Genomic DNA, 15002 nt, shown 5'->3' with positions numbered 1-15002 from the left:
CGAGTATTTCCCTAAACACCACGAACCGACCTTTGATGAGCGTCGGTGATTCCGTTGGTCACGGAGCGTAGCGCAGCCCGGTTAGCGCACTAGTCTGGGGGACTAGGGGTCGGAGGTTCAAATCCTCTCGCTCCGACCATTATATCATTGAATTTGATGATTTATTTTAAGAAGCAGCAATTAATGCATGCTCCGCTGCTGGCTATTATAACCAGCTCACAGCCGTGCGTGCGCATTAATGAGATTATTTATACAACGCTCGACAGACGGGGTATCGATCTCATAGTCATTCAGAATAAATGAAAAAACGATAGCGCCCTCTGACGACATGCCAACGTAGAGAAAGTATCCCGTTACCGGATCAGCCCCTGCCGCAGAAAGCGCACGTGCCTCACGTGCTGAATCCGCATATGCTTGTGCCTGCACCAGGCTAATAACCAACCGCTTGCCGTCAAGTGAGGGCATGAAAGACAAATCACCGGATTGCTCGAAACGGAATGAATAGGTACCGTCGCTTGCAGGTATAGCAGGCACACCGATACGGGATGCAAAGGTTTCAATGGCATGCAAGCTGGCGCTTGAGAACATAACCGTCATCAATTATCCTCAACAGCGGAATGCGCTTCATAGTTATGATTACAAATCTTGATGCATTGCAAACATTTTAGTGGCCTACGCCGAGAGGCAGATGACGAGCCGCCTCCTATCACGACATTGTATATATTTTGTTTTTGCATCAAATTTTATAAAACGATCTCTCGCCCCATTAACCTGGTGCGATAAATTTCTGTTTTACTCAGTTATCAAGCTGCCGCCTGTGATTTTGGCGAAGGTCCATAAAGGGCCCTGTTTTCATCCTCAGCCAAATCATGCCTCCAATTCAGAACAGCGGTAGCCTGAACCTGCTGAGCCGCACGCTGTTCTTCATATGAAGCGCCGGGGAAAATAGCATCAGGTAAGCGCCCATGAGCGTCTGCCAGGTTATTGGTGAACAGGAACATGTCATCATGGTCCATGTTCTTTGGCAGCACAGCAAGGGAGTTCTCCCTAATAGCATTTGCATCCACTGGCTTCGTTGCTGCCACTAACTCCAGAATAGGACGCAACATCACAGATGCAGTGAACTGATCATTCTCCTGTAGATTGGTTTTATCCAATAGCTCCAGCGTGATATCATATACTGAGTTCAAAGCTTTCAGAGCAGCTAACTCACTGAGCAAGCTATGCAGAAACTGCTTATCGATATTGATGCCATCACTATTGCTAATCTCATGACCAGCAATTGCCATGTAATCCGAAATAGCGGCTTGCATAGGCATCTTAGGATGCGTCCGCTCAAGCGACTCGATAATGTTACCTAAAGCCTTGACGTTTTCACGGAACTGCTGGCGCTGGTAAGCGCGCGTAGCAGTGGGGTCCGTTTCCATTGTCGCGCGCGCAGCTTTTGCAGCGTTGATTGTATCAAAGGTGCTGCGAACAGCTTTGCTGAGGAAACCGCCGACATCAAACCGCTCATAGTCCTGCTGCAGAGAATTGAGCGCGCTACTAAAGATATCATCAGCCCCACCAAAATGGCTGCGAGCAACCTCAAGAGCTGTCATCTGCTGGACGTGATCGAAGCTGAGCTCACCCAATGCTTCACGAACAGCATCGATGATGCTTTCAAGCAACTGCCCCTGATTAATACCAGGTTGCGCGGCAAGAATGTCCAGAGCTTTATCGCGAATCGCATTCAAACGGTCGACCAAAACAGCGGATTGTTTGGAGGAAGCACTGCCCATGCTCCCCACAGCCTGTTGTGACTGTGCATGCTGCCGCTGCTGCTGACCAGCATCACCACCGCCGTGACCACCGCCCCCCATGCCGCCGCCGCCACCGCCGCCGTCAAACGCATCCAGCAGTGTGGAAATACGTTTGACAACAGCATCTGGCTCATCAGCGTCAGCTGTCGAGGAGGTCGTATCGCGCATTTCAGCGGCGCTACTACGCCCCGAAACAGGGCGGCTACGCACGTTGCCTTGGGAGCTTCCAGCTGTACGATTACGATTCTGGAGAGCAATAGCGCCAGATTCAGCAAGATTTTCGACACTCTCAACCAAACCAGCTGCATTGGTTTGCGGAATAGGAGCAATCTTCTCGCCGTTATAAAGGCCACCTGACTGCAAAAACAGGGCAGCCGGATCCACACCACGACCCGCACTCGTTGAATGAATGGGGCTTTCCTGAGCATTACGTGATGTGATTTCTCCAGCCATGGCGCAATCAAATCCCTACTAAAGTACCGTTATTAAGATAATGCCAAGTCTTTAATTAGCAAATTCAGAGTCATCATATTTGGCCTTAATGCCCGGTACGATTGTGGAAGGTCAAGGAAAATCCGAGACACAACGTTTATAATGTCAATGCTGCCACGGGCGCTTTAAGATCTCTGTGCTAAAAATCACAATCGAGGCTAAATTTAGGCATTTAAGAGTCTTGCTTGGTTAGGGATAAATGGACACGGTAATATAACGTCATAACTTAAGCCATGCAAGATAAGATTGAGCTTAAGCATGGTGTCTAAGACTGGAGTAACTTGCCATCAAAAAAATCACAAACCGAAATAGCTTGCAGATCGAATGTAGCCATAGATAGCAATATCTATTTTACGCTTATACGTATACTTATCTGGCCATCTCGTTATATTATTAAGCTAGATTAAGCATAAATTTTTACCGCATAAAACAGCTCAACCATGAATTGATCAAAAGACAATTCATTCTGATCAGAAAATACGGATAAATAACTCGTAATTTGGTGGAGCCAGGCGGAATCGAACCGCCGACCTCTTGAATGCCATTCAAGCGCTCTCCCAACTGAGCTATGACCCCATCCAGCCACCTCATGATAATGAGGGGCAAAGCAGCATCACTAAGCAATGTTGCTTAATAACTTCGACGACATGTCGGCATTTTACAAAACGCTACTGCTATTATCCCTAAAGGAATAACCGCAAGCAACGACATAAATTCTGGTGGAGCCAGGCGGGATCGAACCGCCGACCTCTTGAATGCCATTCAAGCGCTCTCCCAACTGAGCTATGACCCCTTATTGTTGTACATCTGAACCATACACTTGGATCAGAAGACGCTTTGGGAAGCGTCTTGTGCAACTTTTGCAAATCTAGCACGGCATGCCCAGCCAGATTTCACGGTGGCATGTATAACGCCAGCATAAAAAGGGTCAAGCCTCTTATGCTGGCCTCATCCACCGTTTTCTACTCACGATCTCGCAAGTATATTTAGTGCTCGTCGTCGTTGTCGATATCGCTATCGATCAAATCAGAAACATCGTCACTGTCATCATCGTCGTCAGCAAGGAAGGTCGCCTCATCGTCATCAGGGATGTCATCATCCCCAAGATCGATATCATCGTCATCATTGACGATTTCAGGTGCACTTTCCTCTGCTGCAACATCATCAAGCGAGACAATGTCAACAACATCCCCTTCTGCCGCCTCATCTTCATCATCCGTAGATGATACGAGAGGCGCAGCGCGCACAGCTGCCACATAGAAAGGGGCGCTGCACTTAGGGCAGAGAATTGGATCTCTGTTGAGATCATAAAACTTGGCGCCGCAGCTCAGGCATAGGCGCTTCGTGCCGAGTTCCGGTTTCGCCACGTTCTGTCACTCCTGTTCAGTAGGAAGCGATCCCGTTAAAGGGCTATTGCGTCCGTGTCAACGGCAATATCGATAAAGCGGAGCAAGTAACGACTATAACACCATCATTATGTGTTTATGCACCGTTAGAAAGCCTTTAAAACAGCCTCCACATTGATACATCGGCTATTTCAAATTCTTTATTGGCCTCTACCAAAAAAGAACGGATTTCCATCTGAAAAACGTTACTCACAATGAAAACAAAAATGATAAAGACCAAGAAAATTGATTCGATATTTCTTTTCTCAATCGCAACGGGCTCACCTGCAGACAAAGCTAATTTCTGAGAAAAATCCCTTCGAGAATGCAACCCATTCCGCATAAGCATATTAAAGGTAAAGACAGCTTCCTGCAGTATCTGTCATTTTCGCTATCATTCGGCACTTGCGTTAGCAGCCATATAGAGGTAAGGATGTGCCATCCCATCAAATGGTCGAATAGAGCTATTATGATGAGTGGTCTCCTTAGAGACTGCTCCGTTTGGCGCTGTGTGACTTCCATTTGATGGCATGTTGCTGCATTACCTTATGAAATAAGCTGCCTTCAGAAATAAAGTTTGGAAACCGCGAGAACCTATGGAACCGACAACCAACGACCCGCAATTGCTAGAGCCGCGTCTGACCACCGAAACGGGTGTAGCTGCACGTGTGGCAGCAATCGTTGAGCCCGTGTTGTTGGACGCGGGCTATCGACTGGTACGCGTTAAGGTAAATGCTCTTAATGGCTGCACAGTTCAGATTATGGCTGAGCGTCCGGATGGAAACATGAGCGTTGATGACTGCGAGGTTGTCAGCCACGCTGTCTCACCGGTTCTGGATCTTGAGGATCCGATCACCAGCAATTATAATCTGGAGATATCCTCCCCGGGGATTGATCGTCCATTGGTACGTGCTGGCGATTTTAGGCGCTGGATGGGCCACGAAGCACGCGTTGATCTTTCGCTGCCACTGAATGGACGTAAGCGTTTTCGTGGCATCTTGCGGGGTGTTGAGGGTGAAAGCGCACTTATAGAATTGCCTGATGTTGCTGAAGGTGCAGAGCCAGTAGTTGCCCTGCCATTACGCAGCATTGGAGAGGCACGGCTTATTTTAACTGACGCGCTTATTACAGAAGCGCTGCGTGCGGCCAAGGCTGCTGCAAACAATACTGACGACGCGGCCTTGCCCGCGGCGGATAATGATAATGCACCGGGCGAACCTGGCCCCGATGGCGACAAGCCGCTTGCCAAGAAATGCAAAGCCGCCACGGGAAAAGCCGGAAAAACCCAGACTGGGAAAAACCCCTCACGGAAGGAGTGACGGATGACCGTCAGTGCCAACAGGCTTGAGCTTCTGCAGATTGCTGATGCAGTAGCGCGGGAAAAGGTGATTGACCGCACCATCGTCATTGCGGCGATGGAAGACGCTATCGCTAAGGCCGCACGCTCGCGCTACGGGGCGGAAACCGACATTCATGCAGAAATCGATGCGCGTACGGGTGAGCTACGTTTGGCGCGCCATCTGCTTGTCGTTGAGGATCGTGATCTCGATAATCCTTCGACCCAGATTAGTCTGATCGAAGCGCGCAGACATAATCCTGCTGCCCAGATTGGCGATTCGATTTCCGACACACTACCTCCTTTCGATTTTGGGCGTATTGCAGCCCAGTCGGCCAAGCAGGTTATTGTGCAAAAGGTGCGTGAAGCTGAACGTGACCGCCAGTACGATGAGTTTAAGGATCGGATCGGCGAAGTTATCAATGGCGTTGTTAAACGGGCTGAATATGGCAATGTCATTGTCGATATGGGCCGTGCAGAAGCTATTGTGCGCCGTGACGAGCTGATTCCGCGTGAAACATTCCGTCCTGGTGACCGTATTCGCGCTTATGTCTATGACGTGCGCCGAGAGACGCGCGGTCCACAAATTTTCCTTTCGCGAACACATCCTCAGTTTATGGCGAAGCTATTTGCGCAGGAAGTGCCTGAAATTTACGACAACGTCGTGGAAATTAAAGCTGTTGCCCGCGACCCCGGCTCGCGTGCCAAAATTGCTGTAATTTCACGCGATTCGTCCATTGATCCGGTCGGTGCTTGCGTCGGTATGCGCGGTTCGCGTGTGCAGGCTGTAGTGCAGGAACTGCAGGGTGAAAAGGTCGATATCATTCCATGGTCGCCTGATTCGGCAACTTTCATCGTCAATGCACTGCAACCGGCTGAGGTTGTGAAGGTCGTTCTTGATGAAGATTCCGAACGCATCGAAGTCGTGGTGCCGGATGAACAGCTATCGCTCGCTATTGGTCGTCGTGGCCAGAACGTGCGCCTTGCCTCTCAGCTAACTGGTTGGGACATCGATATTCTGACTGAGAATGAAGAATCTGAGCGCCGTCAGAAAGAATTCGTCGAGCGCACAGCAACTTTCATGCAGGCGCTGGATGTCGATGAAGTCGTAGGTCAGTTGCTGGCATCGGAAGGTTTCCGCTCTGTTGAAGAAATCGCTTTTGTCGAGATCAGTGAGCTGACGGGCATCGAAGGCTTTGATGAAGAGACAGCAGCTGAAATTCAGACGCGTGCTCAAAATTATCTGGCCCGCATAGAGGCTGAGCAGGATGCTCGCCGTCAAGAACTTGGTGTATCGGACGAACTGCGCACCATTGATGGCGTAACCACAGCTATTCTAGTGGCATTTGGTGAAAACGACATACGTACCATTGAGGATCTCGCTGGTTGCGCAACGGATGAGCTCGCAGGCTGGTCAGAACGCAAGGGGCAGGAAGTTACCCGTCATAAAGGTGCCTTGGATGGCTTTGAGGTTTCTCGTCAAGAAGCTGAAAACATGATCATGGCTGCCCGTGTTGCAGCTGGCTGGATCGAGTCCATAGCTAACGAAGAAGCAACAAGCGATGCAGACGCAGTTGCAGTCGCGCACACTGAAGAGGCTTAAGGGGAACGGTTTGCCACGCATAGAAGGCGAAACATCTGCACGAGAGGACAACCGCAGCTGCGCGGTGTCCCGTCAGCCTATGGCAAAAGAAGCGATGATTCGCTTTGTTGTTGGGCCTGATGACACATTAGTGCCAGATATTCGTGCCAGACTACCTGGTCGTGGTGTATGGATTGAGGCAACACGGGAAACTGTGTTGCAGGCCATGCGTGGAAAAACTTTCAGCCGCGCCCTTAAGAGCAATGTTAAGGTAACGGCAACGCTTGCTGATGATATCGAGGCATTATTATGTCGAGATGTGATGCAAGCATTGGCACTTGCCAATAAAGCCGGGGCTGTCGTGACGGGTTTTGGCAAGGTTGAAGAGCTTGCTGCGCGTGTAGATGGCAAAGTCAAGATTGCCGCAGTGATACACGCACGGGAAGCAGCGGCAGACGGTCGGCGAAAAATTGCACAAGCTCTTTTTCGTGGTCGTCAACCGTTGCAAGAGAGACACAATCGAGAACCGGATGCTGTTCCTGTCATTGATTGTTTTGAAGGCGCACATTTGGATTTGGCTTTAGGCCGCATACATGTGATACATGCAGCTGTTGTCGCCGGATCTGGAAGCGACGGTTTCATGACGCGCTGGCAAAGGCTGGCACGTTATCGCATGACAGAATTATCGACGCCAACAGAGGCTTCCGATACACCAGCAAATCCCCAAGGTGGGGAAATGACTGGGGGAAAGCTCGCTGACCAGGCGATCTTGGGGCAAGAATGAACGCGAAGGCGCAGGACACCGACGGAATGACCGATACAAAGAACCCGAACGACAAGACGCTAAGCGTGACGCCCTCTAAGACGCTGACGCTGAAGCGCCCTGTCGAACAGGGCGTCGTGCGCCAAAGCTTCTCTCATGGGCGCACAAAAGCCGTTGTGGTAGAAAAGGTTAAGCGCCGGGTAATGGCACCGACAACCGCTGAGACGAAAGAGGCAACGCCTGTACAGGCTGCCCCTTCGACGCCTGCGGCGGCGGTGACGTCTGCCCCAGCGCCTGCCCCAGCACAAACGCCGGTTAACCCGGTCGCAAATGAGCAACCCGCTCCAGCTGCAGCACCTGCTGCAATAGCTACACCTGAAGCATCTGTGACAGCAGGCCCCGCTCCAGCAGCTCCCAAAGCTGAGGACACCGCACCTGCACCAGCAGCACCAGTTGCAGCTAAGGTGGAGGAAACTCCTGTTGCTGCGCCTGCTCCGCGCCCAGCAGCGCCACGTGTTCCGGCTGCTCCAGCTAATCCGGTTCGCACCGGCCCTGCAGCCCCTCAAGGGCGTACACTTGCGGCTCCAGGTGGACGTTCCGGTGGAAACACACGTCCAGGTAATCGTTCAGGCAACCAGCGTGGAGGATCGGGTGTTGTGCTTCGCACATTGACCGATGACGAGCGCGATGCACGTCTGCAAGCTTTATCAGAGGCTAAAAAGCGCGAAGACGATGATCGCCGTCGGGCGATTGAAGAGGCAAAACTGCGCGCAGAGCGTGATGCGCGCGCAAAGGCTGAACGAGAAGCTGCCGAAGCGCGTAAGCGCGAGGAAGATGAGCGTCGCCGCCAGAACGATGAAATCAAGCGTCGTTCAGAAGAAGAGGCCCGTCGTCGTCTTGCAGGTGGTGAGCCTTCAACGGCACCTCGCTCTGAACGCGCTCCTATGCGCTCGGGCAGCCCGGCTCGCTCTGGCAGTGGCAGTGCGGCTCCTGCCCCTGCTGCAGATCACACGACACCGCGTCGGCCTGTAAGCGCAGCGCCCGGTGCACCTGGTCGTGGACGTATCGGCGGCGATGTGGATGATAGTGATGGGCCACGTCAAGCACGCCGTCCTGGTGGCGGTGCTCCGGCTCGCGCCGCGTTGCCGCCAGCACCAAAGCCTTCCAAAGGCACTGGTGATGAAAAGCGTCGAGGTCGCCTTACTGTTTCTGCCGCAACAGCGGGGGATCTGGGCGAGCGTACACATTCGGTCGCGGCTTACCGCCGTCGCCAGCAGCGTATGCGTGGCCAGCAGAATGTGGAACCAAAGGAAAAGATCAGCCGTGAGGTGATTATTCCTGAAACGATCACCATTCAGGAACTCGCCATTCGTATGGCTGAGCGTGGTGTTGACGTGATTCGCCTGCTGATGAAGCAAGGCGAAATGCACAAGATTACTGATGTGATTGATGCTGATACAGCTCAGCTGATCGCGGAAGAGCTTGGTCATACGGTTAAGCGTGTTGCTGAAGCGGATGTTGAAGAGGGCCTGTTCAACACAGCTCCAGACAATGCGGAAGAGCTTATGCCGCGTCCGCCAGTTGTTACCATCATGGGTCACGTTGACCATGGTAAGACGTCACTACTCGATGCAATTCGCAATGCGAATGTTGTATCTGGTGAAGCGGGTGGTATCACGCAGCATATTGGTGCGTATCAGGTCACATCCCCTCTGGGCGGCAAGATTACCTTCATTGATACTCCTGGCCACGCCGCCTTTACAGCAATGCGCGCTCGCGGTGCAAAGGTAACAGACGTCGTAGTGCTCGTGGTTGCAGCTGATGACGGTGTCATGCCGCAAACCATTGAGGCTATCAACCATGCAACAGCCGCTCAAGTACCGCTGATCGTAGCGATCAATAAGATCGATAAGCCAAGTGCTAACCCGCAGCGGGTTCGTACAGAACTGTTGCAGCATGGTATCGTAGTCGAATCGATGGGCGGTGAAACGCTTGAGTTCGAAGTATCGGCAAAGGTTGGCACCAACCTCGACAAGCTGCTTGAAGGTCTTCAGCTACAAGCCGAGATTCTTGAGCTGAAGGCTAATCCTGATCACTCTGCAGAAGGCACGGTTATTGAAGCAAAGCTTGATCGTGGTCGCGGACCAGTTGCAACTGTGCTCGTACAGCGCGGCACATTGAAGGTCGGTGATATTGTGGTAGCGGGTGCAGAATGGGGCCGTGTACGTGCCCTGATTGCTGACACCGGCTCGCAGATTCGCGAAGCGGGACCATCCGTACCTGCGGAAGTGCTTGGATTTAATGGTACGCCTGAAGCGGGCGATCGCGTGGCTGTTGTTGAATCGGAAGCACGTGCACGTGAAATCACCGGCTACCGCATCCGCCAGAAGCGCGATCTTGCGGCGGTACGGGGCGCAGGCGCAGCACGGTCGTTGGCAGATATGATGCGCGATTTGAAAGAAGGTGCGGGCCGCAAGGAATTCGCACTCGTCGTCAAGTCGGATGTGCAGGGCTCTGCAGAAGCCATCGTGGGCATGTTGGAGAAGGTCGGCAACGACGAAGTATCAGCACGCATCATCCACACGGGTGTTGGCGGGATCACGGAATCTGATATCACCCTGGCAGAGGCATCAGGCGCGGTGGTTATTGGCTTCAACGTGCGTGCCAATAAAGAAGCCCGTGAATCGGCTGAGCGGTCAGGCGTCGAAATTCGCTATTATAACATCATCTATAACCTCGTGGACGATGTTAAGGCGGCGATGTCAGGCATGCTAGCGCCTACACTGCGCGAGCATATGTTGGGGAATGCCCAGATCCGTGAGATCTTCGGTGTGTCCAAGATCGGTAAGGTAGCAGGTTGTCTTGTCACCGATGGTGTTGTGCAAAAGGGTGCGCACGTACGCCTCATCCGCGACAACGTCGTTATCCATGAAGGCAAGCTCTCGCAGCTCAAGCGCTTCAAGGACGATGCCAAGGAAGTTGTTGCAGGTCAGGAATGCGGCATGTCATTTGAAAACTATCAAGACATGCGCGCCGGCGATGTTATCGAATGCTACACCGTCGAAGAAATTCGCCGCTCGCTTTAATCAGCGTACGATCAACGAGGAGAGGCTCGCCTCTCCTCGTTTCTTTCATTAGAGCATTTTCGCGATTCCCTGAATCGCTCAATATGCTCTAAGTTATTGAGCTGAAACGCCTTCAATCGAAAAAGCGATAACCGCTTTTTCTGAAGACGTGATATTGCAAAGATGGAAAGGCCCCGGTCCAACTCCGGGTGGCAGATTCATGTCCCGAAAAAAATTCGACACAGGCGCTGGCCCGAGCCAGCGTGTTTTGCGCGTCGGTGAGCTTGTTCGCCATGCTCTTGCTGACATCTTTATGCGCGGCGACGTGCATGATGATGTGCTTGAGACGCATGTTATCACGGTTCCTGAAGTGCGTATGTCGCCTGATCTGCGGCTTGCAACGGCTTATATTGTTCCCCTGGGCGGCAAAGATGCAAAGCCCGTGCTTGCAGCGCTGGAGCGTAACCGTAAACTCATTCGCTCCGAGGTCGCACACCGGGTTAATCTACGTTACGCACCCGATGTCCGGTTTCGACTTGACGAAACATTCGACGAAGCAAGCCATATGGATAGTCTGCTTCGCGGTAACCGCTTGCCATTGATCGACCAAGCTGAGCAAGAAGACGGCCTAAATAATGACGATGGCGATCATGACCGGTGAAAACAATCAAACAGAAGCCATCGCTTCTCTTGCATCTGAAGCCAGAGAACCAAGGCCTGCGGGTTCACGTTCCGGGCGCGGGCCTCAACGTCGACAGCAGGGCGACGCACGTGGACGCAAGCGTGATGTCAATGGTTGGCTTATTCTTGATAAGCCTGTCGGGATAACCTCGACGCATGCGGTTGCCGTAGTTAAACGCGTGCTTAATGCTAAAAAAGCAGGCCATGCGGGAACGCTGGACCCACTTGCATCAGGCATTTTGCCGATTGCGCTGGGTGAGGCCACGAAAACCGTTCCTTATGTGATGGATGGACGCAAAGCTTATGCATTCACCGTCAGCTGGGGCACTGAAACCGATACCGACGATACCGAGGGCAAGGTTACGGGCCAAACTGACAAGCGCCCAACCCGTGAAGATGTGGAAGCTTTGCTGTCGCAATTCACAGGCGAGCTGATGCAAGTGCCACCACAGTTTTCGGCCATCAAGGTAGACGGTGAACGTGCCTATGACCTCGCTCGCGAAGGCGAAGTCGTAGAGCTCAAAGCCCGTCCTGTCATTATCGATCGGCTGACCATCATTGAACACACCAGCGAAAGCACAACGCTGGAAGCAGAATGCGGTAAGGGCACTTATGTTCGCGCCATTGCCCGTGATCTTGGGCGGGCACTTGGATGCCTTGGCCATGTGTCTGCTCTGCGGCGCACGCGTGTCGGGCCATTTCGGCTCGATCGTACGATTTCACTAGCGACATTGCAGGAATTGAGTCATAAGCCGGAAGGTGACAATGAAATCACTCCGGCAATTTTGCCAGAAGTACTTCTGCCTGTTGAGACCGCGCTGGACGACATCCCGGCGCTGGCCATTAACAGGGCGGACGCGGTCCGACTCGCGCGAGGTCAGACCGTACTACTACGCGGACGGGACGCGCCGATCATTGAAGGCCCGCTTGCCGTAATTTGCCAGGGACAACTTGTCGCCGTGGCAGATTTGGAAGCGGGAGAGATCGTTGCCCGACGTGTTTTCAACCTCAATAGCGCGCGGTAACGCGCGCACGACATAGAAAGGATACCCCGATGTCGATTTCTCCTGAGCGCAAGCAAGAACTGCTTAAGGAATATGGCCGCGTTCCTAACGATTCCGGTTCACCGGAAGTTCAGATCGCGATCCTGACCGAGCGCATCACCAACCTGACCGGTCACTTCAAGACCCACGCGAAGGATAACCATTCGCGCCGCGGTCTGCTGAAGCTTGTATCAACGCGTCGTTCGCTGCTTGACTACCTCAAAGGTAAGAGCGAAGAGCGTTACCGCACGCTGATCGGCCGTCTCGGTATCCGCCGCTGATCGGTTACCACCGATTTTGCCAGATGACCCGGGGGGCACACCGCATCCCGGGCTTTTGGTGTGCGCGCAACAGATTGCCATTAAGGGCTAATAATAGCGCTGCACATAATCTTCGCGCAACGTTTGTTGGATAGACAACGTTACGTTACGGGAACAGTGTGATGCTAAACATCGCTGTTCACGCACGACTCAGCCCATCAAGATGGGCTGCCTTGATATGCCGAAAAGCAAAAGCTTTTCATTCACTGGTAGCCGACCATGGCAGGATCGCAGGGCGCTTTAATGAAGCGTCGCGCCGTCTTGCTCATGGCGCTCCGAACCTGAGGGCCGAAGGGCCCGGAACCGTGGCCGCCAACACGGCCAAAGCAAGAGAGAAGATAATGTTCGATATTCAACGCGAGGAAATCACCTGGGGCGGCGCAAAGCTTACCCTCGAAACCGGCCGCGTCGCTCGTCAGGCTGACGGCGCTGTGCTGGCAACGCTGGGTGAAACCACCGTGCTTGCAACCGTAGTTGCTGCCAAGGAACCAAAGCCTGGCATCGATTTTCTGCCACTCACCGTCAACTATCAGGAAAAGGCATACGCTGCTGGCCGCATTCCAGGTGGTTACTTCAAGCGTGAAGGCCGCCCAAGCGAGAACGAGACCCTTGTCTCCCGCCTGATCGACCGCCCAATCCGCCCACTGATCATCAATGGTTGGCGCAATGAGACGCAGGTTATCGTCACTGTCTTGACGCACGACCTCGAAAACGATCCGGATATCCTGTCGCTGGTTGCTGCATCCGCTGCGCTCACGCTCTCCGGTGTGCCGTTCATGGGCCCTGTTGGCGCCGCACGCGTTCAGTACATCAACGGCGAGTATAAGCTTAACCCAGCGATTTCCGAGCGTGAAGGCAGCGAGCTTGACCTCGTAATCGCCGGCACCAGCGATGCTGTGCTGATGGTTGAATCGGAAGCTAAAGAGCTCTCTGAAGAGGTAATGCTCGGCGCTGTAACCTTCGGCCACAAGGCATTCCAGCCTGTTATCGAGGCGATTATCCGCCTTGCTGAAAAGGCAGCCAAGGCACCTCGCGATGTGGTTGAGAACGATGTTTCTGCCATTGAGCAAGCTGTTCTGGAGATCGCAGAAGCTGATCTGCGCGCTGCCTATCGCATTGTCGAGAAGCAGGAGCGTTATGCTGCTGTTGATGCCGTCAAGGCCAAGGTTGCTGCTGCCTTGACATCGGGTGAAACACCCCGCTTCGAGGCTGAGAAGGTCAAGGCTGTTTTCAAGGACGTACAGGCCAAGATCGTGCGCTGGAACATCCTTGATGAAGGTGTGCGCATCGATGGTCGCGATGTGAAGACTGTTCGCCCAATCGTGGCACAGGTCGGCTTCCTGCCACGCACGCACGGTTCGGCACTCTTCACGCGTGGCGAAACGCAGGCGCTTGTTGTTGCAACGCTCGGCACCGGTGACGATGAGCAGTTCATTGACTCGCTGGAAGGCACCCGCAAGGAAAACTTCCTGCTGCACTACAACTTCCCACCCTACTCTGTGGGTGAGACGGGCCGTATGGGGTCGCCTGGCCGTCGCGAAATCGGTCACGGCAAGCTCGCATGGCGCGCTGTGCATCCGCTGCTGCCTCCGCACCATGAATTCCCTTACACGCTGCGCGCTGTTTCGGAGATCACGGAATCAAACGGTTCGTCATCCATGGCAACCGTCTGCGGCACCTCGTTGGCACTGATGGACGCTGGCGTTCCACTGCGCCGTCCTGTTGCAGGTATCGCGATGGGCCTGATCCTTGAAGGCGAACGCTTTGCTGTTCTGTCCGATATTCTGGGCGATGAAGATCACCTAGGCGATATGGACTTCAAGGTTGCGGGTACGGAAGCAGGCATCACCGCTCTGCAGATGGACATCAAGATCGCTGGCATCACAGAAGAGATCATGCGCGTTGCGCTTGAGCAGGCGAAGGGTGGGCGTATGCACATCCTCGGCGAGATGGCCAAGGCGCTCACTTCAGCTCGTTCCGAGCTCGGTGAGTATGCACCACGCATCGAAACAATGAAGATCCCGCAGGACAAGATCCGTGAAGTCATCGGTTCGGGCGGAAAGGTCATCCGCGAGATCGTTGAGAAAACTGGCGCGAAGATCGACATCGCTGATGATGGCACGATCAAGATTGCATCTTCCGATACCAAGTCGATCACGGCTGCAATCAACTGGATCCGCTCGATTGCGGCAGAGCCTGAGCTGAACGCTATCTATGAAGGCACTGTCGTCAAGACAGCTGACTTCGGCGCATTCGTGAACTTCTTCGGTGCCCGTGATGGCCTTGTGCACATCTCCCAGCTGTCAACGCAGCGCGTGAGCAAGGTGACCGATGTTGTCAAGGAAGGCCAGAAGGTCAAGGTCAAGCTGCTTGGTTTTGATGACCGCGGCAAGGTGCGCCTGTCGATGAAGGTTGTTGACCAGGAAACCGGTGAAGATCTCGAGGCAAAGCAGAAGGCTGAAGCCGAGGCACAGGCAGACTGATTGCTCATACATGATTACGCCCCTGGTGGTTCGCCACCAGGGGTTTTTTG

At 53.3% G+C, this 15002-nt stretch carries 11 protein-coding genes and 3 tRNA genes; 9 read left to right on the top strand and 5 right to left on the bottom strand.

The features are described 5' to 3' along the window. Positions 1-61: 61 nt before the first annotated feature. A tRNA-Pro gene (locus tag VRZ32_RS06290) sits at positions 62-139 on the top strand. Positions 140-216: 77 nt separating this feature from the next. Here VRZ32_RS06290 and VRZ32_RS06285 read toward each other — a convergent pair. From VRZ32_RS06285 to VRZ32_RS06265, 5 genes are all read right to left on the bottom strand, one after another. Then, complete coding sequence (locus VRZ32_RS06285) at positions 217-597, bottom strand: CesT family type III secretion system chaperone (protein WP_414524822.1); 381 nt, start codon at positions 595-597, stop codon at positions 217-219. A 206-nt stretch (positions 598-803) separates the two neighbouring features. Further along, a complete protein-coding gene (locus VRZ32_RS06280) occupies positions 804-2255 on the bottom strand; it encodes a hypothetical protein (protein ID WP_414524821.1) in 1452 nt (483 codons plus the stop codon). A 539-nt stretch (positions 2256-2794) separates the two neighbouring features. Next, a tRNA-Ala gene (locus VRZ32_RS06275) sits at positions 2795-2870 on the bottom strand. 141 nt (positions 2871-3011) lie between these two features. Then, a tRNA-Ala gene (locus VRZ32_RS06270) sits at positions 3012-3087 on the bottom strand. A gap of 193 nt (positions 3088-3280) precedes the next feature. Beyond that, a complete protein-coding gene (locus tag VRZ32_RS06265) occupies positions 3281-3661 on the bottom strand; it encodes a TIGR02300 family protein (protein WP_414524820.1) in 381 nt (126 codons plus the stop codon). Between the two features lie 614 nt (positions 3662-4275). Between VRZ32_RS06265 and rimP the strand changes: the two genes are divergently transcribed. The 8 genes from rimP (at position 4276) to pnp (ending at position 14952) form a co-directional block, all read left to right on the top strand. Then, the gene (rimP, locus tag VRZ32_RS06260; RefSeq protein WP_414524819.1) at positions 4276-4998 is read left to right on the top strand and encodes a ribosome maturation factor RimP; all 723 of its coding nucleotides are present in this window, start codon (positions 4276-4278) and stop codon (positions 4996-4998) included. A 3-nt stretch (positions 4999-5001) separates the two neighbouring features. Next, positions 5002-6618 (top strand): transcription termination factor NusA, encoded by a 1617-nt coding sequence (gene nusA / locus VRZ32_RS06255; protein ID WP_414524818.1) that lies wholly within the window; start codon positions 5002-5004, stop codon positions 6616-6618. Beyond that, positions 6578-7381, top strand: coding sequence for an RNA-binding protein (locus VRZ32_RS06250; protein WP_414524817.1), 804 nt, complete (start codon positions 6578-6580; stop codon positions 7379-7381). Before nusA ends, VRZ32_RS06250 begins: the two co-directional genes overlap by 41 nt. A 26-nt stretch (positions 7382-7407) precedes the next feature. Then, entirely contained in the window at positions 7408-10446 is a 3039-nt protein-coding gene (gene infB, locus VRZ32_RS06245; RefSeq protein WP_414524816.1) for a translation initiation factor IF-2, read from the top strand. A 199-nt stretch (positions 10447-10645) separates the two neighbouring features. After that, complete coding sequence (gene rbfA / locus VRZ32_RS06240) at positions 10646-11086, top strand: 30S ribosome-binding factor RbfA (protein WP_414524815.1); 441 nt, start codon at positions 10646-10648, stop codon at positions 11084-11086. Then, a complete protein-coding gene (gene truB / locus VRZ32_RS06235; protein WP_414524814.1) occupies positions 11076-12131 on the top strand; it encodes a tRNA pseudouridine(55) synthase TruB in 1056 nt (351 codons plus the stop codon). Before rbfA ends, truB begins: the two co-directional genes overlap by 11 nt. A gap of 29 nt (positions 12132-12160) precedes the next feature. Beyond that, positions 12161-12430, top strand: coding sequence for a 30S ribosomal protein S15 (rpsO, locus tag VRZ32_RS06230; RefSeq protein ID WP_414524813.1), 270 nt, complete (start codon positions 12161-12163; stop codon positions 12428-12430). A gap of 380 nt (positions 12431-12810) precedes the next feature. Beyond that, the gene (gene pnp, locus VRZ32_RS06225; RefSeq protein WP_414524812.1) at positions 12811-14952 is read left to right on the top strand and encodes a polyribonucleotide nucleotidyltransferase; all 2142 of its coding nucleotides are present in this window, start codon (positions 12811-12813) and stop codon (positions 14950-14952) included. The last annotated feature ends 50 nt before the right edge of the window (positions 14953-15002 follow it).

Source organism: Pseudochelatococcus sp. G4_1912 (assembly GCF_047501465.1).
GTDB lineage: Bacteria > Pseudomonadota > Alphaproteobacteria > Rhizobiales > Beijerinckiaceae > Pseudochelatococcus.
The sequence above is the reverse complement of the archived record's forward strand: the minus strand, read 5'-3'. Positions and strand labels throughout refer to the sequence as shown.